This window comes from Citrobacter sp. Cs237 (genome assembly GCF_030332325.1).
Classification (GTDB): domain Bacteria; phylum Pseudomonadota; class Gammaproteobacteria; order Enterobacterales; family Enterobacteriaceae; genus Citrobacter_A; species Citrobacter_A sedlakii.
The window spans coordinates 19681-37990 of record NZ_JAOWIB010000105.1 but is presented as its reverse complement, the minus strand read 5'-3'; the positions used below and the strand labels follow the sequence as shown (position 1 = coordinate 37990).

General features: G+C 56.3%; 21 protein-coding genes. 13 read left to right on the top strand and 8 right to left on the bottom strand.

Annotated features, from left to right (window positions below):
- Positions 1-53: 53 nt before the first annotated feature.
- Complete coding sequence (locus OGY07_RS12775) at positions 54-890, top strand: MurR/RpiR family transcriptional regulator (protein WP_060569154.1); 837 nt, start codon at positions 54-56, stop codon at positions 888-890.
- Between the two features lie 37 nt (positions 891-927).
- On the opposite strand, the gene OGY07_RS12770 is transcribed toward OGY07_RS12775, so the two are convergent.
- Both OGY07_RS12770 and OGY07_RS12765 read right to left on the bottom strand, forming a co-directional pair.
- A complete protein-coding gene (locus OGY07_RS12770; protein ID WP_060569153.1) occupies positions 928-1683 on the bottom strand; it encodes a hypothetical protein in 756 nt (251 codons plus the stop codon).
- Position 1684: 1 nt separating this feature from the next.
- Positions 1685-1882 (bottom strand): hypothetical protein, encoded by a 198-nt coding sequence (locus tag OGY07_RS12765; RefSeq protein ID WP_060569152.1) that lies wholly within the window; start codon positions 1880-1882, stop codon positions 1685-1687.
- Between the two features lie 373 nt (positions 1883-2255).
- Here OGY07_RS12765 and OGY07_RS12760 point away from each other — a divergent pair, with 373 nt between their 5' ends.
- Together OGY07_RS12760 and OGY07_RS12755 are read left to right on the top strand one after the other, a co-directional pair.
- Positions 2256-2450, top strand: a complete 195-nt coding sequence (locus OGY07_RS12760) for a DUF1482 family protein (RefSeq protein WP_286600958.1) — start codon at positions 2256-2258, stop codon at positions 2448-2450.
- A 190-nt stretch (positions 2451-2640) separates the two neighbouring features.
- Positions 2641-2997: a KPN_00521 family repetitive protein gene (locus OGY07_RS12755; protein ID WP_060569150.1), complete on the top strand. Its 357-nt coding sequence runs from the start codon at positions 2641-2643 to the stop codon at positions 2995-2997.
- A gap of 89 nt (positions 2998-3086) precedes the next feature.
- On the opposite strand, the gene OGY07_RS12750 is transcribed toward OGY07_RS12755, so the two are convergent.
- Together OGY07_RS12750 and tctD are read right to left on the bottom strand one after the other, a co-directional pair.
- Positions 3087-4499, bottom strand: a complete 1413-nt coding sequence (locus tag OGY07_RS12750) for a sensor histidine kinase (RefSeq protein WP_200035387.1) — start codon at positions 4497-4499, stop codon at positions 3087-3089.
- Positions 4486-5160, bottom strand: a complete 675-nt coding sequence (gene tctD, locus OGY07_RS12745) for a transcriptional regulator TctD (protein ID WP_286600954.1) — start codon at positions 5158-5160, stop codon at positions 4486-4488. The genes OGY07_RS12750 and tctD overlap by 14 nt, the downstream gene beginning before the upstream one ends.
- A 153-nt stretch (positions 5161-5313) precedes the next feature.
- Between tctD and OGY07_RS12740 the strand changes: the two genes are divergently transcribed.
- Genes OGY07_RS12740 through OGY07_RS12730 form a run of 3 tightly spaced genes read left to right on the top strand, consistent with a single transcriptional unit; the run spans position 5314 to position 8262 of the window.
- Positions 5314-6291 carry a Bug family tripartite tricarboxylate transporter substrate binding protein gene (locus OGY07_RS12740; RefSeq protein ID WP_060569148.1) on the top strand — a complete coding sequence of 326 codons (978 nt, stop codon included), beginning with the start codon at positions 5314-5316 and terminating at the stop codon, positions 6289-6291.
- A 14-nt stretch (positions 6292-6305) separates the two neighbouring features.
- Positions 6306-6737 carry a tripartite tricarboxylate transporter TctB family protein gene (locus OGY07_RS12735; protein ID WP_042288459.1) on the top strand — a complete coding sequence of 144 codons (432 nt, stop codon included), beginning with the start codon at positions 6306-6308 and terminating at the stop codon, positions 6735-6737.
- Positions 6738-6747: 10 nt separating this feature from the next.
- Positions 6748-8262, top strand: a complete 1515-nt coding sequence (locus OGY07_RS12730) for a tripartite tricarboxylate transporter permease (RefSeq protein WP_042288462.1) — start codon at positions 6748-6750, stop codon at positions 8260-8262.
- Here OGY07_RS12730 and OGY07_RS12725 read toward each other — a convergent pair.
- Positions 8259-9746: an alpha/beta hydrolase gene (locus OGY07_RS12725; RefSeq protein ID WP_286601134.1), complete on the bottom strand. Its 1488-nt coding sequence runs from the start codon at positions 9744-9746 to the stop codon at positions 8259-8261. The two genes, OGY07_RS12730 and OGY07_RS12725, sit on opposite strands and share 4 nt — an antisense overlap.
- Positions 9747-10025: 279 nt before the next feature.
- On the opposite strand from OGY07_RS12725, the gene glaH reads away from it, so the two are divergent.
- The 5 genes from glaH to csiR all read left to right on the top strand — a co-directional run bounded on the left by glaH (position 10026) and on the right by csiR (position 16007).
- Complete coding sequence (gene glaH, locus OGY07_RS12720; protein WP_286600948.1) at positions 10026-11003, top strand: glutarate dioxygenase GlaH; 978 nt, start codon at positions 10026-10028, stop codon at positions 11001-11003.
- A 17-nt stretch (positions 11004-11020) separates the two neighbouring features.
- On the top strand, positions 11021-12289 hold the full coding sequence (gene lhgD / locus OGY07_RS12715; RefSeq protein ID WP_060569145.1) for an L-2-hydroxyglutarate dehydrogenase: 1269 nt from the start codon (positions 11021-11023) through the stop codon (positions 12287-12289).
- A gap of 24 nt (positions 12290-12313) precedes the next feature.
- Positions 12314-13765, top strand: coding sequence for an NADP-dependent succinate-semialdehyde dehydrogenase (gene gabD, locus OGY07_RS12710; protein WP_286600945.1), 1452 nt, complete (start codon positions 12314-12316; stop codon positions 13763-13765).
- A 103-nt stretch (positions 13766-13868) separates the two neighbouring features.
- Positions 13869-15269, top strand: a complete 1401-nt coding sequence (gene gabP, locus OGY07_RS12705) for a GABA permease (protein WP_042288477.1) — start codon at positions 13869-13871, stop codon at positions 15267-15269.
- Between the two features lie 45 nt (positions 15270-15314).
- The gene (gene csiR, locus OGY07_RS12700; protein ID WP_042288480.1) at positions 15315-16007 is read left to right on the top strand and encodes a DNA-binding transcriptional regulator CsiR; all 693 of its coding nucleotides are present in this window, start codon (positions 15315-15317) and stop codon (positions 16005-16007) included.
- A gap of 6 nt (positions 16008-16013) precedes the next feature.
- On the opposite strand, the gene lysM is transcribed toward csiR, so the two are convergent.
- Together lysM and OGY07_RS12690 are read right to left on the bottom strand one after the other, a co-directional pair.
- The gene (gene lysM, locus OGY07_RS12695) at positions 16014-16463 is read right to left on the bottom strand and encodes a peptidoglycan-binding protein LysM (protein WP_042288484.1); all 450 of its coding nucleotides are present in this window, start codon (positions 16461-16463) and stop codon (positions 16014-16016) included.
- A 131-nt stretch (positions 16464-16594) separates the two neighbouring features.
- Positions 16595-16753, bottom strand: a complete 159-nt coding sequence (locus OGY07_RS12690; protein WP_042288486.1) for a YqaE/Pmp3 family membrane protein — start codon at positions 16751-16753, stop codon at positions 16595-16597.
- Positions 16754-16934: 181 nt separating this feature from the next.
- Here OGY07_RS12690 and OGY07_RS12685 point away from each other — a divergent pair, with 181 nt between their 5' ends.
- Entirely contained in the window at positions 16935-17234 is a 300-nt protein-coding gene (locus tag OGY07_RS12685; RefSeq protein ID WP_200035391.1) for an ArsR/SmtB family transcription factor, read from the top strand.
- Between the two features lie 9 nt (positions 17235-17243).
- Positions 17244-17780 (top strand): rhodanese family protein, encoded by a 537-nt coding sequence (locus tag OGY07_RS12680; protein ID WP_286600940.1) that lies wholly within the window; start codon positions 17244-17246, stop codon positions 17778-17780.
- A gap of 35 nt (positions 17781-17815) precedes the next feature.
- On the opposite strand, the gene stpA is transcribed toward OGY07_RS12680, so the two are convergent.
- Entirely contained in the window at positions 17816-18217 is a 402-nt protein-coding gene (gene stpA / locus OGY07_RS12675) for a DNA-binding protein StpA (RefSeq protein ID WP_042288495.1), read from the bottom strand.
- Positions 18218-18310 lie beyond the last annotated feature (93 nt).

Here is an 18310-nt window from a genome sequence, read left to right as displayed (position 1 = left end):
TTTAAAAGAAGCGGCTTTACGTTTAGAATCAGAAAACTAACCCAGGGGGATCAATGAGTACCGCAACCAACCTGAACGAACTGCAACAGCAAATCCGCGATCGCTACGACAGCCTGAGCAAAAGGTTGCAGCAGGTGTCCCGCTATGTGCTGGATAACACTAATAGCGTGGCCTTTGATACGGTCGCTGTCATTGCCGAGCGCGCCGGGGTGCCGCCATCCACGCTCATCCGCTTCGCCAACGCCTTTGACTTCACCGGTTTCAATGAAATGAAACAACTGTTTCGCATGAATCTGGTTGAAGAGACCGCCAGCTACAGCGACCGCGCCCGCCTGTTTCGCGAAATGGAAAGCGAAGCGGTGCCGGAAACGCCGCTGGATATTTTGCAGGAATTCGCCCGCTCAAATGCGCAGGCGCTACAGCAGCTTGCCGCCCGTGCCGAACCGGCAATGCTGGAACAAGCGGTGCAACTGCTGGCGGAAGCCGACACTATCTATGTCGCCGGCTTACGTCGCTCGTTCAGCGTTGCCGCTTATCTGACCTACGCCCTGAGCCATCTGGCCTGCCGTCCCATACTGCTCGACGGGATGGGCGGGATGCTGCGCGAACAGATCAACCGTATTAGCTCACGCGATATCGTGGTTTCCGTCAGTTTCTCGCCCTATGCGGAAGAGACGGTGATGGTGAGCGAAACCGCGGCGAAGGCCGGCGCGCGTCAGATTGTCATCACCGACAGCCAGATAAGTCCACTGGCCACGTTCAGTGAACTCTGCTTTGTGGTGAAAGAGGCGCAGGTTGACGCGTTTCGCTCCCAGTCCGCAACGCTGTGTCTGGTACAGTCGCTGGTCGTGGCGCTGGCTTACCGGTTGGGCGACAAGGGAAGCGCCTGACCGTAAACCGGTAAAAAACGCGTTCTTCGCTCGCACGTTAGCGTGGTTCCATCGACAAGGCGCTGGCGCTGGCAGGGTCGAAAAGGGAAAGGCTTTCTATCTGATCCAGCATAATCACCTTGCGGAAGTCCATTGCGCTTCTGGGCTCTGAATCCAGCGTAATGTCATGCTCGGCGTACCATTTGCTGTAGTTGTGCTCAATACACAGGTTCATTTTTTCCCCGTCACGATAGCCGCTCAGCATTGGAATCAGCACGATGTTGGCCGTTTTTTCATATTCCAGCGTGGCGGTATGGATCATGCCGATATAAATTCGCCGCGATTTGAGCGTCACCAGCGCCAGTTCCCCTTGTTCCATACACTGATACAACAGTTGTTCGATACCGCTCGAGCGCGCCAGACGCTTATACAGCGTTTTCCGGTCTTCACCGTCCAGCCTGGCGCTGCCCGCCCAGTTAGAACGATAAAGGCAAAACAGGATGGCAAAGGCCAGCATCACCACCACCGGCGCCTGGATGCCGAGAAAGCTCCAGTTCATAAATTCAATTTGCCAGTCGGCATATTTCTGCGAAGTGATCTGAAAGGTATTGTCAGCGGCGGAGAGCGCCAATAACAGCAGCCAGAGCAGCCCGGTAGCAAGGACGCCCTGCAACACAAAAATGCAGCCATACAGCGCCACCAGAAAATAGACATCCCAGCCAAACGATCGTTTGATCTTAAAACGTGTGGACAGATCGCGACTGGTGTACCAGTATCCGCACACCATCAGCACCATAAATATCGCCGTTCCCATGTCATGCCCTCTTCAGCGCGTTAACATGACGCTGGAAATCGTGTTGCACTTCTCTGCTTTTAAAATTAACCGAGGCATTACCGTCCTGGTCGATAATAATGCGGTCGCCATCCTCCACCGCTTCGATTATTTCCTGATGGCTCATCACCTGTAACAGCGACTCCGGGCTGGAAAAAATGGACATAAAAAGGCGTTTCATTACGCAACCTCCTCATAAACAAAAAGGATAAGTCTGGTCGGCATTCGCAGCGGCTGCCTTAAGGTTATGCTGAAAAGCCCTGGTTACGTCATGCGATTAGTACAACGCGGCGCGGCCAGCGCGTGCCGTTGCATGCGCGCGGGGTTAATTCACCCGCTATACCGCTTAATAATTTCGTTGCGCAATCATTAAGAAAATATTAGTAAAGTCCGAACACATACTTTCAGAATAATCAGCTTGCTTTTAAGAATTTTATACGTATATTACGATTCGCTAACATTATTCGTACAAAGAATGATCCTGCTGGAGTCCATTACAGCGGCACGTTCGCCTGTCATGTAGCCAGCGCCGTTAATGATTTTAAGGAAAAAACATGTATGTTCTTGCATTGATCTTCGCGCTCGCAGGCGGAGAGTCAAAGAGTGAAGTGATTGGCGCATACAGTACTCTCGCGCAATGCGAGGCGGCATCCGAGACAAAATCGTCCCCCACCCAATGCTTCTTTCTTGACCCGGAAAAAGGGTTAGTGGATGTGAAACTAAACGATCGTTCAGCAACGCAGAAATAAAGCAAATTGTAATAATCGTGATATCAATAAATATCCTCTTAGCGTCAACGCGATTAATTTATTTTGTGTATGGATGCATTTAGCGTTCAGAAAACATTATTTTCATTTACAGTTTTTTCTTAAAGCCAGCGCTTCGTTGACCTGCCATGCTTAATCACGCATTTAACTGATAACGTTAAGCGAGGATATTATGAAAAAAACAACGATCGCCTTATCTGCTCTTCTGTTGGCTTCCCCAGTTTTTGCCGCGACCACACACGCCACCGATAATGACGTAGCCGCCGCGCACGAAAATGCCAATACCGCCAAAGAGAAACTGCATCAGGCGCAAAACCAGGGTGAAGAACAGCAGCTAAAAGCAAAACATGCAGCCGAGGGCACCCGCAACGACCTGAGCAGTAAAGTCAGCGAAGGTTCTCAGGAAGCCTGGAATAAAACCAAAGAAGGCACCGAGAAAGGCTGGAATGCCACCAAAGAAGGCGCAGAAAAAGGCTGGAATAAGACCAAAGAAGGCGCCGCCTCGGTTGAGAAAAAGGTCAGCGAATAATTCTTCTCCCCTGACTGAAGCCGCGAAAGCGGCTTTTTTTATTTCAGGCCGCAGAACATATTTTTCGTGCGTTCCCGCCAGGTTAAACGCTAATGCGTCATGACCAGAAACCGCACTCTTACGCGTAACCCGCCCAGTGTTTCGCTGCGAGTCAATTGCGGATGGGTGCGGTGTAGCCGGGCAATATCATTGACCAGCGCCAGGCCGATCCCCGCGCCGGGCTGGGAGCCTGCGTTTTCCAGCCGGTGAAACGGCAACAGCGCCTGGGGGATCTGGTCGTCGTCTATTCCCGGCCCGCTGTCCTCTACCACCAGCACCACGGCCTCGCCCTCGCGGTCAAGCCTTGCCGTCACCGTTCCCTGCGGCGGCGTGTATTTCAAGGCATTGTCCAGGAGATTACCGCACAGTTCGCCCAGTAAGACCTCATCCCCCTCCATCCAGACCGACGCCTGTACGCCCTCGTAGCCAAGATCGATCTGTTTACTGCGCGCCTGCGCCAGTCGGGTAAAACAGCTTTGCTGCACTACGGCGAACAGATCTACCGGCGCAAACTGGCGCTCGCCCTGCTCTTTGCGCTTTACCGCCGAAAGCTGCAACAGCCTTTCGGTAAGCAGAATGGTATTGTCCAGCGTTGTGCTCATCGCCCGTAAGCTCTCGTACCATTGCTGCGGCTCCCGGCTCGCCAGCGCCACCGCCGCCTGGGTTTTCAACACCGCCAGTGGCGTTTTTAACTGATGAGACGCGTCGGCGCTAAAACGTTCCTGACGCGAGATCAGCACGCGCAGCCGGTCAAGGTAACGGTTGAAGGCCACGATCAGCAGGCGAGTTTCCGACCACGGCAGCAGTTCCGGTAACGGCGTGAGCAACCCCGGCTCACGGCGAACCATCAGCGAAGAGAGCTGGCGCATGGGTTTGAGCACCCGACGCAGCAACCAGCCGACCAGCACCAGCGTCAGCAACACCAACAGCCCCTGCGTGACCCAGGACGAAAACAGCAGTTGTCCCGCCAGATAGCGCCGGGACTGTAGCGTTTCGGCCACGTAGATTTCCGCCATTCCGACGATCCCGCCTTCGTTCACCGGCTGCAGCAAACGCGCGACGCGTATCGCCTGCCCGCGATATTGGGTGTGATAAAACCACGCCAGCGCCGGATAAAGCCGGGTTCGCGAGGTCGCAGGCGGCATCACGGGCATATCGTCATAGCCGGAGATCACCCGCCCCGCCGGATCCACCACTTTGTAATACAACCGATCGTTCATGTTGAGCTCAAAGCTGTCCAGCACCACCCACGGAACGTTGACCTCCAGCCTGCCGTTACGCACTTCCAGCCGTTCCGCCACCGTGCGTGCAGAAGAAAGCAGAGTGCGATCATAGGCCTGGGTCGCGGCCTGTAGCGCGCTGACATAGCTGTTAAATGCCGACAGTCCCCACAGCAGGAGCAACGGTAGCCCCAGAAACAGCAGCAGTTGCAGGTACAGCGACTGCGGTTTAACCCACCTCATCGCCGCACTCCAGCACGTAGCCCAACCCGCGCAGGGTTGTGATTCGCACGTTGCTGCCGTGTAGTTTTTTGCGCAGGCGATGAATATACAGTTCGATGCTTTCCGGGCTGACTTCATCGTTCAGACTGAATACCTGTTCAAACAACTGCTGACGCGACACCGGGCGCGTTCGCCGGTACATCAGCACCGTCAGTAGCGCCAGCTCTCGCGGGGTGAGCGCCAGCGGCTGCTGCTGAAGCAAAAAATACCCCTCGTCGTGAAACGCCAGATCGCCCAGTTGCTGGAGCTCCTGCACCTGGCCCGCACTGCGCCGCAGCAGGGCGCGCAGCCGCGCGTCAAGCTCCTCCAGCTCAAACGGTTTGGGCAGGTAATCATCTGCGCCGACGTTCAGCCCCTTTACCCGATCCGCCACCGCGCTGCGTGCTGTTAACAACAGGACGGGCAGCGTCTGCCCACGTTTGCGCAGACGCTGCACCACTTCCAGCCCGTCAATACCGGGCATATTGATGTCCAGCACCGCCAGCGCATAGCTTTCGCGGTGCAACAGATGGTCGGCAGCCAGTCCGTCGAACACGCAGTCCACGGCGAACCCGTTATGCACCAGCGCTTTTTCCAGCCAGTGAGCCAGCTCACGGTTATCTTCCGCCAATAAGAGACGCATATCACATCCTGTAAAGTTTCTGCCGCAATGAAAGGGAAATGAAAGGTTAATGTTTTAACAATCACGCAACCGAACTGCTACATGCAGGTTCACATAATCAAAAAAATGTTGTTCCGAACCCTACTATCCGGGCATCCGGCGTGAGGATAAACAATGAAAAAACAATTACTTCGTACTCTTACTGCAAGCGTTTTACTGATGAGCACCTCTGTTCTGGCGCAGGACGCGCCGTCACGTACCGAATGTATCGCCCCGGCGAAGCCCGGCGGCGGCTTTGATCTTACCTGCAAACTGATCCAGGTAAGCATGATGGAAACCGGCGCTATCGAAAAACCGATGCGCGTCACCTATATGCCCGGCGGCGTCGGCGCGGTGGCCTATAACGCCATCGTGGCGCAGCGTCCGGCCGAGCCCGGGACAGTGGTCGCCTTCTCCGGCGGCTCGCTGTTAAACCTGTCGCAGGGGAAATTTGGCCGCTACGGCGTTGATGATGTGCGCTGGCTGGCGAGTGTGGGCACCGACTACGGCATGATCGCCGTACGCGCCGACTCGCCGTGGACGTCGCTGAAGGATCTGCTCACCGCCATGGAAAAAGATCCCAACAGCGTGGTAATTGGCGCAGGCGCGTCTATCGGCAGCCAGGACTGGATGAAGTCGGCGCTGCTGGCGCAACAGGCGAAGGTCGATCCGCACAAGATGCGCTATGTCGCCTTTGAGGGTGGCGGCGAGCCGGTGACCGCGCTGATGGGCAACCACGTGCAGGTTGTCTCCGGCGATCTCAGCGAAATGGTGCCATACCTGAACGGCGACAAAATTCGCGTGCTCGCGGTGTTCTCAGAAAATCGCCTGCCGGGACAGTTGGCTGACGTCCCGACCGCCAAAGAGCAGGGCTACGATCTGGTCTGGCCGATCATTCGCGGTTTCTATGTTGGCCCGAAAGTGAGCGACGCCGAATACCAGTGGTGGGTGCAGACGTTCGAAAAGCTGCAGCAGACCGAAGAATTTAAAAAGCAGCGCGATCTGCGCGGCCTGTTTGAATTCAACATGACCGGCAAAGCCCTTGACGAGTATGTCAAAAAACAAGTTACCGGTTACCGGGATCAGGCCAAAGCCTTCGGCCTGGCTAAATAAACGCGGAGGCCTCCATGAGCGATCGTATTTTCGCCGGGATCTGGCTGCTGCTCTGTATCGCCGGGCTGTTTATCGCCTGGCAGATCCAGAGTGAATACAGCTACGAGCCGGTCGGCCCACGCCCGTTTCCTTTGGGGATCATTGGCCTGATGGCGCTATGCGCGCTGGCGCTGCTGCTGCGCCATCCGGATGTGGTGGACTGGCCACGCCGTCACGTGCTGCAAAAGCTGTTAACGATGGTCATCATCCTGTTGATGTACGCCTGGGGCTTTGAATGGCTGGGCTTTCCCGTCGCTACCGCGATCCTGACGCTGGTCATTGGCCTGCTGTTCGGCGCCACGCTACCTGCAGCGGGGATCTCCGGCGTGATCCTCGGTGTGGCCCTCTGGTACGCCTTCGACCGCCTGCTCGACGTCACCTTACCGCTCGGCGCCTGGCTGAGTTAACGGAGAAACGATGGATACCTGGATATATCTTTCTCAGGGTTTCGCGGTGGCGATGACCCCGGAAAATCTGCTGATCGCGCTGATTGGCTGCTTTGTCGGCACCATTGTCGGATTGCTGCCCGGACTTGGGCCAATCAACGGCGTGGCGATTTTGCTGCCGCTGGCCTTTGCCCTGCACCTGCCCGCCGAGTCGGCGCTGATCCTGCTGGCGACCGTGTACATCGGCTGTGAATATGGCGGGCGCATCTCGTCGATTTTACTCAACGTACCCGGCGATGCGGCGGCGATCATGACCGCCCTTGACGGTTACCCGATGGCGCAACAGGGGCGCGGCGGCGTCGCGCTGTCGATTTCCGCGGTCAGCTCATTCTTTGGCTCGTTGATCGCCATCGGCGGGATCATCCTGTTCGCGCCGCTGTTGGCGCAATGGTCGCTGGCGTTTGGTCCGGCGGAATATTTCGCGCTGATGGTGTTTGCCATCGCCTGCCTCGGCAGCATGATGGCGCAAAACCCGCTGAAATCGTTTCTCGCCGCGTTGATCGGACTGGGTCTTGCTACCGTCGGCGTGGACGCTAATACCGGGGTGTATCGCTTTACCTTTGACAGCGTTCACCTTTCCGACGGCGTTCAGTTTATCGTCGTGGTGATCGGCCTGTTCTCAGTGTCTGAAATCCTGTTGATGCTGGAGCACACCAGCAGCGGACAAACGCTGGTCCGTAAAACCGGACGGATGATGTTTAATCTGAAAGAAGGCGTTCAGTGTGCCGGCACGACGCTGCGCTCGTCGGTGATAGGTTTCTTTGTCGGCGTGCTGCCCGGCGCGGGCGCGACGATTGCCAGCGCCATCACCTACATGACCGAGAAGAAAATCAGCGGCAACAGCGACAGCTTCGGCAAAGGCGATATTCGCGGGGTGGCGGCGCCGGAAGCGGCAAACAACGCGTCGGCCTGTGGCTCGTTTATCCCGATGTTAACGCTGGGGGTTCCCGGTTCCGGCACTACCGCGGTGATGATGGGCGCGCTAACGTTGTACAACATCACACCCGGCCCGGCGATGTTTACCGAACAACCGGACATCGTCTGGGGGCTGATCGCCGCGCTACTGATCGCCAACGTGATGCTGCTGGTCATGAATATCCCGCTGATCGGCCTGTTTACTCGCATGCTGACCATTCCGCTGTGGTTTCTGGTCCCGGCGATCGCCGCTGTTTCAGCGGTTGGCGTGTACGCGGTCCACAGCACCACCTTCGATCTGGTGCTGATGGTGGCGCTTGGGGTGCTGGGCTATATTTTGCGCAAGATGCATTTCCCGATGTCACCGCTGATCTTAGGCTTCGTCCTCGGCGAAATGCTCGAACAGAACCTGCGCCGCGCGCTGTCCATCAGCAACGGCAATATGGCAATTCTGTGGGAAAGCGGCGTGACCAAAACCCTGCTGGTGATGGCGGTGGCAGTGATTATTGTCCCTCCCGTGTTACGCATCATCCGTAAACGTCAGGCAAAGCCGCAGATTGAAGTTGGCTAATCCTGCGGCGCGGCAACTGCCTCGATCCGTTCTTCAAGATAACCGAAGAACGGATTCGAGGTGACGCGCATCAGTGTGTCTGCTCCCACCAGCAGTGTGCCAGTCTCACCACGCAACGCAATTGTCCCCATACTCAGCCCATAGCGGTTTATCTGCTCCGGTTTCAGGCCATACAGGGAATCGGTCACGGGAAATGGCACCGCTACGTGCGACAGGGAATACATCTCCTGCGGCCAGACTTCATGCAAAGGCTGAATCTTTTCTTCCTGATTCCCGGCTGCCGTGTCGCGCGCCACAACCGCCAGCGTGTCTGCCGCGGCGTTAGCGATGACCGTGGCGCGGTAAGCGCGCGGCGCTGGCGGCAACAGCGTGGCGGCAGCGGTGTAAGAAGACGTTCGCAACAGCGGGCGCAGACTGGCAGCCTGGTTGATATCGAACAGCACCAGTTCGCTGCCGTTTGCCGGAAGATAACGATACAGCGAGTCCACTACCGCGTGGGTGCTGACGGTGGAGTCCATCACTGACTGAAAGGTCAGCACCGGCGGCAATGCCGTTAAACGGCGGCGCTTCGCGTCGTCGACGAGCTGCGTTTGCAGCGCGCGGGTCAGCAGATACGACTGGCGCGCGGCATTAACCGGAAACGAATTGTATTTGAAAGGATTATATTCAGGCGTCACGTTGAGCCACGCCGCTTTGGCAAACGCCGGAAACCATGCCGGAAGACCGGCCAGTCCGGCAAAACGGGCGAAAGCGGTGACGCCAATCATCGGCGACAGCAGCACTATCTGGCTGGGACGCCGCAAAGACGCGTCCTCCAGGCTGTCGAGCGTGTATTTCATTGCCAGCGCACCGCCGTTGGAGTAACCCACCAGATGCAACGGCAGGTCACGCCCCCCAAGCCGCGTCGCTTCCCGTATCGCCAGCCGCGTCGCTGCCAGCCAGTCCTGCCATGCCACGTCAGTCAGCGCTCCGGGGGCGGTGCCGTGTCCGGGCAAACGCGGTACGACGACGATATACCCCCACTGCCGGTAGCGCTGCGCCACGTGCTTCAGGCTGTACGGCGAGTCGGTTAAACCATGCAACATGACCACCGCGCCACGCGGCGCCCCCTGCGGCAGCAGGACGAATGAACGATTTTCGTTCGGCGTAAACTGCTGAGGATAAACCCGGCTTCCGGCCCAGTAGCGGTTGATCGGCGTTTGCTGTTCGGCGCCGAGCTTGTCGCTGATCTCGACTTTCAGCGCGTCGAATAAGCGCGCCTCGTGCGCCTGATATTGCGCAAAGGTGGCGCTCTCCAGCGTCTTCGCGGACATTTCCTCGCCATGCCAGGTATGCCAGAGCTGAAGGTCGGGACCGCGTTCGGTCTGATAAACCCGCACGCCGAGAAAGAGAATCAGTACCGCCAGCAACGTCAGGGAGACGTGCTTAATCAGCGCGATCAGTCCGGCGCTTACCCATTTCAGCCGACGAAAGCCGTGTTTAATCATGACGTTAATCCCGTTGTGCTGCGTACCTGACGCGCGATAAACGGCGTTAGTTTAGGCTAACTCACGGATTCCTCAATCTTTTCCTCCACACTCTGTCCTGTCGTCGGCGTCAATCAGAAACCCGCAATGTTAAATATTTGTAGCTTTAGATCACAAAAAATACACATTAGCGATTATTTTGTGCGCGTTTATTAAAAATGTAGATATTTTTAATTTATGGCTACGAAATGAGCATCGCCCTGACTCCCCGACGACTCACAGAGAGGAATGTTTCCGATGAACGCACTGACCGCCGTAAAACCGACTCCTGAAGACACCGATCAACGCTATAGCGGGTTCACCCTGACGCCTTCAGCCCAGTCTTCGCGACTGCTGGAGCTGACTTTTTCCGCCCCAACCACAAACGCGTTCCTCACGCAGGTAGCGCAGTGGCCGGTGCAGGCGCTGGAGTATAAATCCTTCCTGCGCTTTAAGGTCGCGAAGATCCTCGACGATCTGTGCGGCAATCAGTTGCAACCGCTGCTGCTGAAAACATTGCTGGATCGCGCCGAAGGGGCGTTACTGATCAATGCTGAAGGGATCGATAACGTTAGTCAGGCCGACGACATGGTCAAGCTGGCGACGGCAGTGGCGCATCTCATCGGGCGCTCGAATTTCGATGCGATGAGCGGCCAGTACTATGCGCGCTTTGTGGTCAAAAACGTGGACAACTCTGACAGCTACCTGCGCCAGCCGCACCGGGTGATGGAGCTGCACAACGACGGGACTTACGTTGAGGAGATCACCGATTTTGTGCTGATGATGAAAATCGACGAGCAGAATATGACCGGCGGCAACTCGCTGCTGCTGCATCTCGACGACTGGGAGCATCTGGAAGAATACTTCCGCCATCCGCTGGCGCGTCGCCCAATGCGCTTTGCCGCGCCGCCGAGCAAAAACGTCAGTAAGGACGTGTTCCATCCGGTGTTTGACGTGGACCCGCAGGGTCGCCCGGTGATGCGCTACATTGACCAGTTCGTCCAGCCGAAAGATTTTGAGGAAGGCGTCTGGCTGAGCGAGCTTTCTGATGCGCTGGAAACCAGCAAAAATATTCTTTCCGTCCCGGTTCCGGTAGGCAAGTTCCTGCTGATCAATAACCTGTTCTGGCTACACGGGCGCGACCGTTTTACCCCGCACCCGGATCTGCGCCGTGAGTTAATGCGCCAGCGCGGCTATTTCGCGTATTCCGCCCACCGTTACCAGACGCATCACTAAGTGGGAAGGAAGAGCGGATGTATGATTTTGTGATTATCGGCGGCGGCATTATCGGCATGTCGACCGCCATGCAGTTGATTGACGTCTACCCCGACGCCCGCATTGCGCTGCTGGAAAAAGAGTCCGGCCCGGCCAGCCACCAAACGGGCCATAACAGCGGCGTGATCCATGCTGGCGTTTACTACACGCCTGGCAGCCTGAAGGCGCAGTTTTGCTTTGCCGGAAACCGCGCCACCAAAGTCTTTTGCGATCAAAATGGCATCCGTTACAACACTTGTGGAAAAATGCTGGTCGCGACCTCGGAACGCGAAATGGAACGAATGCGCGCGCTGTGGGATCGCACCGCCGCCAACGGTCTGGAACGCGAATGGCTGAACGCCGATGCGCTTCGCGAGCGTGAACCCAACATCACCGGTCTGGGCGGCATTTTCGTGCCGTCGAGCGGGATCGTCAGCTATCGCGACGTCGCGGCGGCAATGGCGAAAATTTTCCAGGCCAGAGGCGGCGAGGTGATCTATCACGCGGAGGTCAGCGCCCTGAATGAGCATGCGGCAGGGGTGGTGGTGCGAACGCGGCAGGGTAAAGAGTATCACGCCGCCACGCTGATAAGCTGCGCGGGGCTGATGGCTGATCGGCTGGTGAAAATGCTGGGCGTCGATCCGGGTTTTATCATTTGCCCGTTCCGTGGCGAATATTTTCGCCTGGCGCCAGAGCATAATCAGATCGTTAATCATCTCATCTACCCGATCCCCGATCCGGCGATGCCGTTTCTGGGCGTTCATCTTACCCGCATGATCGACGGCAGCGTCACCGTTGGGCCAAACGCGGTGCTGGCCTTTAAGCGTGAAGGCTATCGCAAGCGCGACTTTTCGCTGGCCGATACACTGGAGATCTTCGGCTCCGCCGGCGTTCGCCGCGTGCTGCAAAAAAACCTTCGTTCCGGGCTTGGCGAAATGAAAAATTCGCTATGCAAAAGCGGCTATTTGCGGCTGGTGCAGAAATATTGTCCGAGCCTGACCCTCGCCGATCTGCACCCGTGGCCTGCGGGCGTCAGGGCGCAGGCGGTATCGCCGGACGGCAAGCTGATCGACGATTTTCTGTTTGTGACCACACCGCGTTCTGTTCACACCTGCAACGCGCCTTCGCCGGCAGCGACGTCGGCCATGCCTATCGGCGCGCACATCGTCAGCAAAGTGCAAACCCTGCTGGCCAGCCAAAGCAACCCCGGGCGCACACTGCGTGCGGCGCGCAGCGTGGACACCTTACACGCCGCCTTTACCCGTTAACCCTTTTTACGACAGGAAGCCCCTATGCAACTTAATGATTCTGGTTTGTTCCGCCAGCAGGCGTTTATCGACGGTCGCTGGCGCGACGCCAGCAGCGGCGAAGTGATTAGCGTTGTCAATCCCGCAAACGGCCAGACGCTGGGTAGCGTGCCAAAGATGGGCGCAGCGGAAACCCGCGAAGCCATTGACGCCGCAAACCGTGCCCTGCCCGCCTGGCGCGCGCTCACCGCCAAAGAGCGGGCGACATTTTTGCGTCGCTGGTTCAATTTGATGCTGGAGCACCAGGACGATCTCGCCCGTCTGATGACCCTGGAACAGGGAAAACCGCTGGCGGAGGCCAAAGGGGAAATCAGCTATGCGGCATCGTTTATTGAATGGTTTGCCGAAGAGGGCAAGCGGATCTACGGCGACACGATTCCGGGACATCAGGCCGACAAACGTCTGATTGTCATCAAGCAGCCGATTGGCGTGACGGCCGCCATCACCCCGTGGAATTTTCCTTCGGCAATGATCACCCGAAAAGCCGGTCCGGCGCTGGCGGCAGGCTGCACGATGGTGCTGAAGCCCGCCAGCCAGACTCCCTTTTCCGCGCTGGCGCTGGCCGAACTGGCGAACCGGGCGGGGATTCCAGCGGGCGTGTTCAGCGTGGTGACCGGGTCGGCAAGCGCGGTAGGCAACGAACTCACCGGCAATCCACTGGTGCGCAAACTGTCGTTTACCGGCTCGACGGAAATTGGTCGACAGCTCATGCAGCAGTGCGCCAGAGACATTAAGAAAGTGTCGCTGGAGTTGGGCGGCAATGCGCCGTTTATCGTTTTTGACGATGCCGATCTCGATAAAGCCGTCGAAGGCGCGCTGGCGTCGAAGTTTCGCAACGCCGGACAAACCTGTGTCTGCGCCAACCGTCTGTACGTGCAGGAGGGGGTATATGAACGCTTTGCAGAAAAATTGCATCAGGCGGTGCAAACCTTGCGCCTCGGTGACGGCCTGGATCCGGAGGTGACCACCGGGCCGCTGATCGACGACAAAGCGGTCGGTAAAGTCCAGGAGCACATTGCCGACGCGCTGGCGAAAGGGGCGCGGGTGCTCACCGGCGGCGAGGCGCACGCGCTGGGAGGCAATTTCTTCCAGCCCACGATTCTGGTAGACGTACCGGACAGCGCGAAGGTCGCTAAAGAAGAGACGTTCGGTCCGCTGGCGCCGCTGTTCCGCTTTCGCGACGAAGCCGACGTCATCCGCCAGGCGAATGACACCGAATTTGGCCTTGCCGCTTACTTCTACGCTCGCGATTTAAGCCGCGTTTTTCGCGTCGGTGAAGCGCTGGAGTACGGCATCGTGGGAATTAACACCGGCATTATCTCCAACGAAGTCGCGCCGTTTGGCGGGATCAAAGCTTCCGGTCTTGGCCGTGAAGGATCGAAATATGGCATCGAAGATTACTTAGAAATCAAATATATGTGCATCGGTCTGTCATGATCTTTTTTGTCCGGAACGGGCATCGTTGAAAGCCGGATGCCCAGTCTGTATCTGCAACGCGCCATCCGGCAAGCGGGCAACATAACAATAACGGGGTAAAAGTATGGGGCAACTGTCGCAATCACATGATTTAGGGGGCGGGCTGAAATCACGCCACGTCACCATGCTGTCTATCGCCGGGGTTATTGGCGCCAGTCTGTTTGTCGGCTCCAGCGTCGCCATCGCCCAGGCCGGTCCTGCGGTGCTACTGGCCTATCTGTTTGCCGGACTGCTGGTGGTGATGATAATGCGAATGCTGGCGGAAATGGCCGTCGCCACGCCGGACACGGGGTCCTTTTCCACCTATGCCGACAAGGCCATCGGACGTTGGGCAGGCTACACCATCGGCTGGCTGTACTGGTGGTTCTGGGTGCTGGTCATTCCGCTTGAAGCCAATATTGCGGCGATCATTCTTCATTCGTGGATACCGGGGATCCCCATCTGGCTGTTCTCGCTGGTCATCACGCTGGCATTAACCGGCAGTAATTTGCTGAGCGTCAAAAACTACGGTGAGTTTGAGTTCTGGCTGGCGCTGTGCAAAGTGATTGCCATTCTGGCCTTTATCGCGCTGGGCGCGGCGGCGATAAGCGGCTTTTATCCCTGGGCCGAGGTTGGCGGCATTTCGCGCCTGTGGGATCACGGCGGCTTTATGCCCAACGGTTTTGGCGCGGTGCTGAGCGCAATGCTGATCACCATGTTTTCCTTTATGGGGGCGGAAATCGTGACCATTGCCGCCGCCGAATCGGACACACCGGATAAGCACATCGTTCGCGCCACTAACTCGGTGATCTGGCGAATCTCACTCTTTTATCTCTGCTCTATCTTTGTGGTCGTGGCGCTGATCCCGTGGAATACGCCAGGGTTGAAGGAGACGGGATCGTATCGCTCGGTGCTGGAGTTACTGAATATTCCGCACGCCAAACTGATTATGGACGCAGTGATCCTGCTGTCGGTGACCAGCTGTCTGAACTCCGCGCTGTATACCGCTTCCCGTATGCTCTATTCCCTGAGCCGCCGCGGCGATGCCCCGGCGATAATGGGGAAAACCAACCGCAGCAAAACGCCTTACGTGGCGGTGCTGCTGTCGACCGGCGCAGCGTTTCTGACGGTGGTTGTGAATTATTACGCGCCCGCGAAAGTGTTTAAATTTCTGATCGACAGTTCCGGCGCCATCGCCCTGCTGGTTTATCTGGTGATCGCCGTGTCGCAACTGCGGATGCGTAAAATCCTGCTGGCGGAAGGCGGCGAACTCACCCTTAAAATGTGGCTGTATCCGTGGCTCACCTGGCTGGTGATCGGTTTTATCTGCTTTGTGCTGGTGGTGATGCTGTTTCGGCCCGCGCAGCAGCTGGAGGTGATTTCCACCTGTCTGTTAGGTATCGGTATCGTTTGTACCGTACCGATTATGTCGCGCTGGAAAAAGCTGGTATTGTGGCATAAGTCACCCATGCACCCTACCCGGTAGCGCAGATCCCTGCGCAGACCGGGCGTTCTGTTCAGGAGTAAGACCATGACCGCCATTTCGCATCCGACGGCCATTGATGGATACCGCTGGCTCAAGAATGACATTATTCGCGGTGTGTACCAGCCGGATGAAAAGCTGCGCATGAGCTTACTCACGTCACGTTATGCGCTGGGCGTCGGCCCGCTCAGAGAGGCGCTGTCTCAACTGGTGGCTGAGCGACTGGTTACAGTGGTAAATCAAAAAGGCTATCGGGTCGCGTCGATGTCCGAGCAGGAACTGCTCGATATCTTCGATGCCCGCGCCAATATGGAGGCGATGCTGGTCGGGCTGGCCATTGCGCGTGGCGATGATGAATGGGAAGCAGAGATCCTGGCGCGGGCGCATATGCTGAGCAAACTGGAAGCCAGCCACGCCAGCGAACAACTGCTTGACGAGTGGGATTTACGTCATCAGGCGTTCCATACCGCCATTGTTGCCGGATGCGGTTCGCGCTATCTGTTGCAAATGCGCGAGCGGTTGTTCGATCTGGCAGCACGGTATCGCTTTATCTGGCTGCGCACCACGGTACTGTCGGTAGAGATGCTTGAGGATAAACACGAGCAACATCAGGCGTTGACAGAGGCGATTCTGGCGCGCGATGCCGGGCGCGCCAGTGAATTAATGCGCCAGCATATGCTGACGCCTATTCCCGTTATTCAGCAAGCCATGTCCGGCAAGCTGCGAATGGAAAAGCCGTGACTGCTTTTATTCTTCCGGAATACGCAGAACCTGTCCGGGATAAATTTTATCCGGGCTGCTCAGCATCGGCTTATTCGCTTCGAAGATTTTATTATACAGATTAGCGTTACCATATACCTGTTTAGAAATAGCGCTTAAGGTGTCGCCGGATTTCACCGTATAGAACTGACTTTCCGCGGCGGGCGCGGCGGTTTTCACCTGATCTTCTACGCTACCAATACCGGAAATATTCCCGACCGCAATCAGGATTTTTTCTTTCGCTTCCTGACTCAGGCCGTCGCCGGTTACCGTCGCTTTACCGTCGGCAATTTGCACATTCACTTTATCGGCATCCGGAATACCGGTTTTGTTCAGGTGATCCTGTACTTTTTTCGCTAAATCGTCTTTATCGTGATTACCGGTTACGGCATCCCAAAGTTTCTCGCCAGCGTCTTTTACAAAGTTGAAAAGTCCCATATTCACCTCGATTGTTTGCAATAAACACACCCGAAGTGTAGCAGAAAGTTTCGCTTAAAATTCCGAAAGCCATTAAAAAACGAAGCCCGGCTGGCAGAATGCCCCGGGCGGGTAACAGGTTAAGAAAGATCTTAGCTACGGGTTTGCACCCAGAAGGCGTGGATCAGACCCGGGATATAGCCCAGCAGGGTCAGCACAATATTCAGAATAAAGGCCCAGCCAAACCCCTTACCTAACAGAACGCCAAGCGGCGGTAAAATAATGGTAAATACAATTCTCCAGAAACCCATACACACTCCATACATGCAAATTAATCTTTGTTTAAAAAGAGATTTTATCTCTAAGCATAGTAATTTTACGCCAACCCGCCAGTTTCGCCTTTCGCTTTTACCCTCTTTTACGCTCTTTACACTGGCGCTCTTTTTACCATTACTTTAGAATCTACTTAACTTAGCAAAAACTAAATTAACCATGAACGATCTTGAACAGCTTCAGGCCAGCGCTGAACAGGCGGCGGCCCTGCTTAAAGCAATGAGCAACCCTAAACGTTTGCTGATCCTGTGCATGCTCTGCGGTTCACCTGGCACCAGTGCGGGCGAGCTGGCGCGCATCACAGGGCTTAGCGCGTCAGCCACCTCTCAGCATCTGACGCGAATGCGCGATGAAGGGCTTATCGACAGTCAGCGCGACGCCCAGCGTATTCTCTATTCCATTAAGAACACGGCGGTGAATGCACTCATTGCCACACTAAAAAACCTTTATTGTCCATAAGGAGTGAACATGGCTATCGGGACACTTACCGCGCGTGAAGCGCAGGCGCGTATCGCCGCAGGCGCAAAACTGATTGACGTTCGCGACGCCGACGAATATCTGCGTGAACACATACCGCAGGCGGCGCTCGCCCCGTTGCCCACGCTGGAGCAACACGGTTTACCCGCGCTGCTGCGAAGCGAGCAGATTATCTTTCACTGCCAGTCGGGCAAGCGCACGCAAAACAACGCGGCAAGGCTGGAAGCTGTCGCCGCGCCGGCAGAAGCCTGGCTGCTTGAGGGGGGGATCGAGGGCTGGAAAAACGCCGGATTACCGACAGTGGAAGATAAATCGCAGCCGTTGCCTTTGATGCGTCAGGTGCAGATCGCCGCAGGCGGGCTGACGCTGGCAGGCGTGGTGCTGGGCTATACCCTGAGCAGCGGCTTTTTTCTGCTGAGCGGCTTTGTCGGCGCGGGATTAGTCTTTGCCGGATTAACCGGCTTTTGCGGCATGGCGCGCCTGCTTGATAAAATGCCGTGGAATCGTCGCGCGCACGCGCCTGAGTGAAATAAGCGGTGAGCATTGTCTCACCGCCGTTGTGATTAGATCAGGAAATCGTCGAGGGATTTTCCTTCCGCCAGCGCTTTGGCGATCGGTTTCGGCGTACGCCCCTGGCCGGTCCAGGTTTTGCTTTCGCCATTTACATCGGTAAAGCGATATTTCGCCGGGCGCGGTTGACGTTTTTTAGTCACGCGCACGTTCGCTTTTTCACCGGCAAATAACTCCTCCGGGTTAATTCCCTCGGCTTTCAGCAGTTCCAGCCACGTCTTAATTTTCTCCTGCTGTTCCTGACGTTCACGCTGTAACTGTTCTTCTTCTTCGCGTCTTTCTTTAGTGACCACCCTGAATTTCTCGAGCATTTCTTCAAGGACGTCAATGGAGAATTCGCGGGCCATTGCGCGTAATGTGCGAATATTATTTAAGTTATGTAACATCACATTCATAATAATTAAAACCTTATAACGCTAAAACATATGTATTACGCCGGGTAGTGTATTCGATCATAAAATCATTTTCCAGAGGTAATAATACCACGG

Coding starts and splice junctions, on each gene's coding strand:
- OGY07_RS12775 (WP_060569154.1), top strand. CDS start 54: ATGAGTACCGCAACCAACCTGAACGAACTGCAACAGCAAATCCGCGAT.
- OGY07_RS12770 (WP_060569153.1), bottom strand. CDS start 1,683: ATGGGAACGGCGATATTTATGGTGCTGATGGTGTGCGGATACTGGTAC.
- OGY07_RS12765 (WP_060569152.1), bottom strand. CDS start 1,882: ATGAAACGCCTTTTTATGTCCATTTTTTCCAGCCCGGAGTCGCTGTTA.
- OGY07_RS12760 (WP_286600958.1), top strand. CDS start 2,256: ATGTATGTTCTTGCATTGATCTTCGCGCTCGCAGGCGGAGAGTCAAAG.
- OGY07_RS12755 (WP_060569150.1), top strand. CDS start 2,641: ATGAAAAAAACAACGATCGCCTTATCTGCTCTTCTGTTGGCTTCCCCA.
- OGY07_RS12750 (WP_200035387.1), bottom strand. CDS start 4,499: ATGAGGTGGGTTAAACCGCAGTCGCTGTACCTGCAACTGCTGCTGTTT.
- tctD (WP_286600954.1), bottom strand. CDS start 5,160: ATGCGTCTCTTATTGGCGGAAGATAACCGTGAGCTGGCTCACTGGCTG.
- OGY07_RS12740 (WP_060569148.1), top strand. CDS start 5,314: ATGAAAAAACAATTACTTCGTACTCTTACTGCAAGCGTTTTACTGATG.
- OGY07_RS12735 (WP_042288459.1), top strand. CDS start 6,306: ATGAGCGATCGTATTTTCGCCGGGATCTGGCTGCTGCTCTGTATCGCC.
- OGY07_RS12730 (WP_042288462.1), top strand. CDS start 6,748: ATGGATACCTGGATATATCTTTCTCAGGGTTTCGCGGTGGCGATGACC.
- glaH (WP_286600948.1), top strand. CDS start 10,026: ATGAACGCACTGACCGCCGTAAAACCGACTCCTGAAGACACCGATCAA.
- lhgD (WP_060569145.1), top strand. CDS start 11,021: ATGTATGATTTTGTGATTATCGGCGGCGGCATTATCGGCATGTCGACC.
- gabD (WP_286600945.1), top strand. CDS start 12,314: ATGCAACTTAATGATTCTGGTTTGTTCCGCCAGCAGGCGTTTATCGAC.
- gabP (WP_042288477.1), top strand. CDS start 13,869: ATGGGGCAACTGTCGCAATCACATGATTTAGGGGGCGGGCTGAAATCA.
- csiR (WP_042288480.1), top strand. CDS start 15,315: ATGACCGCCATTTCGCATCCGACGGCCATTGATGGATACCGCTGGCTC.
- lysM (WP_042288484.1), bottom strand. CDS start 16,463: ATGGGACTTTTCAACTTTGTAAAAGACGCTGGCGAGAAACTTTGGGAT.
- OGY07_RS12690 (WP_042288486.1), bottom strand. CDS start 16,753: ATGGGTTTCTGGAGAATTGTATTTACCATTATTTTACCGCCGCTTGGC.
- OGY07_RS12685 (WP_200035391.1), top strand. CDS start 16,935: ATGAACGATCTTGAACAGCTTCAGGCCAGCGCTGAACAGGCGGCGGCC.
- OGY07_RS12680 (WP_286600940.1), top strand. CDS start 17,244: ATGGCTATCGGGACACTTACCGCGCGTGAAGCGCAGGCGCGTATCGCC.
- stpA (WP_042288495.1), bottom strand. CDS start 18,217: ATGAATGTGATGTTACATAACTTAAATAATATTCGCACATTACGCGCA.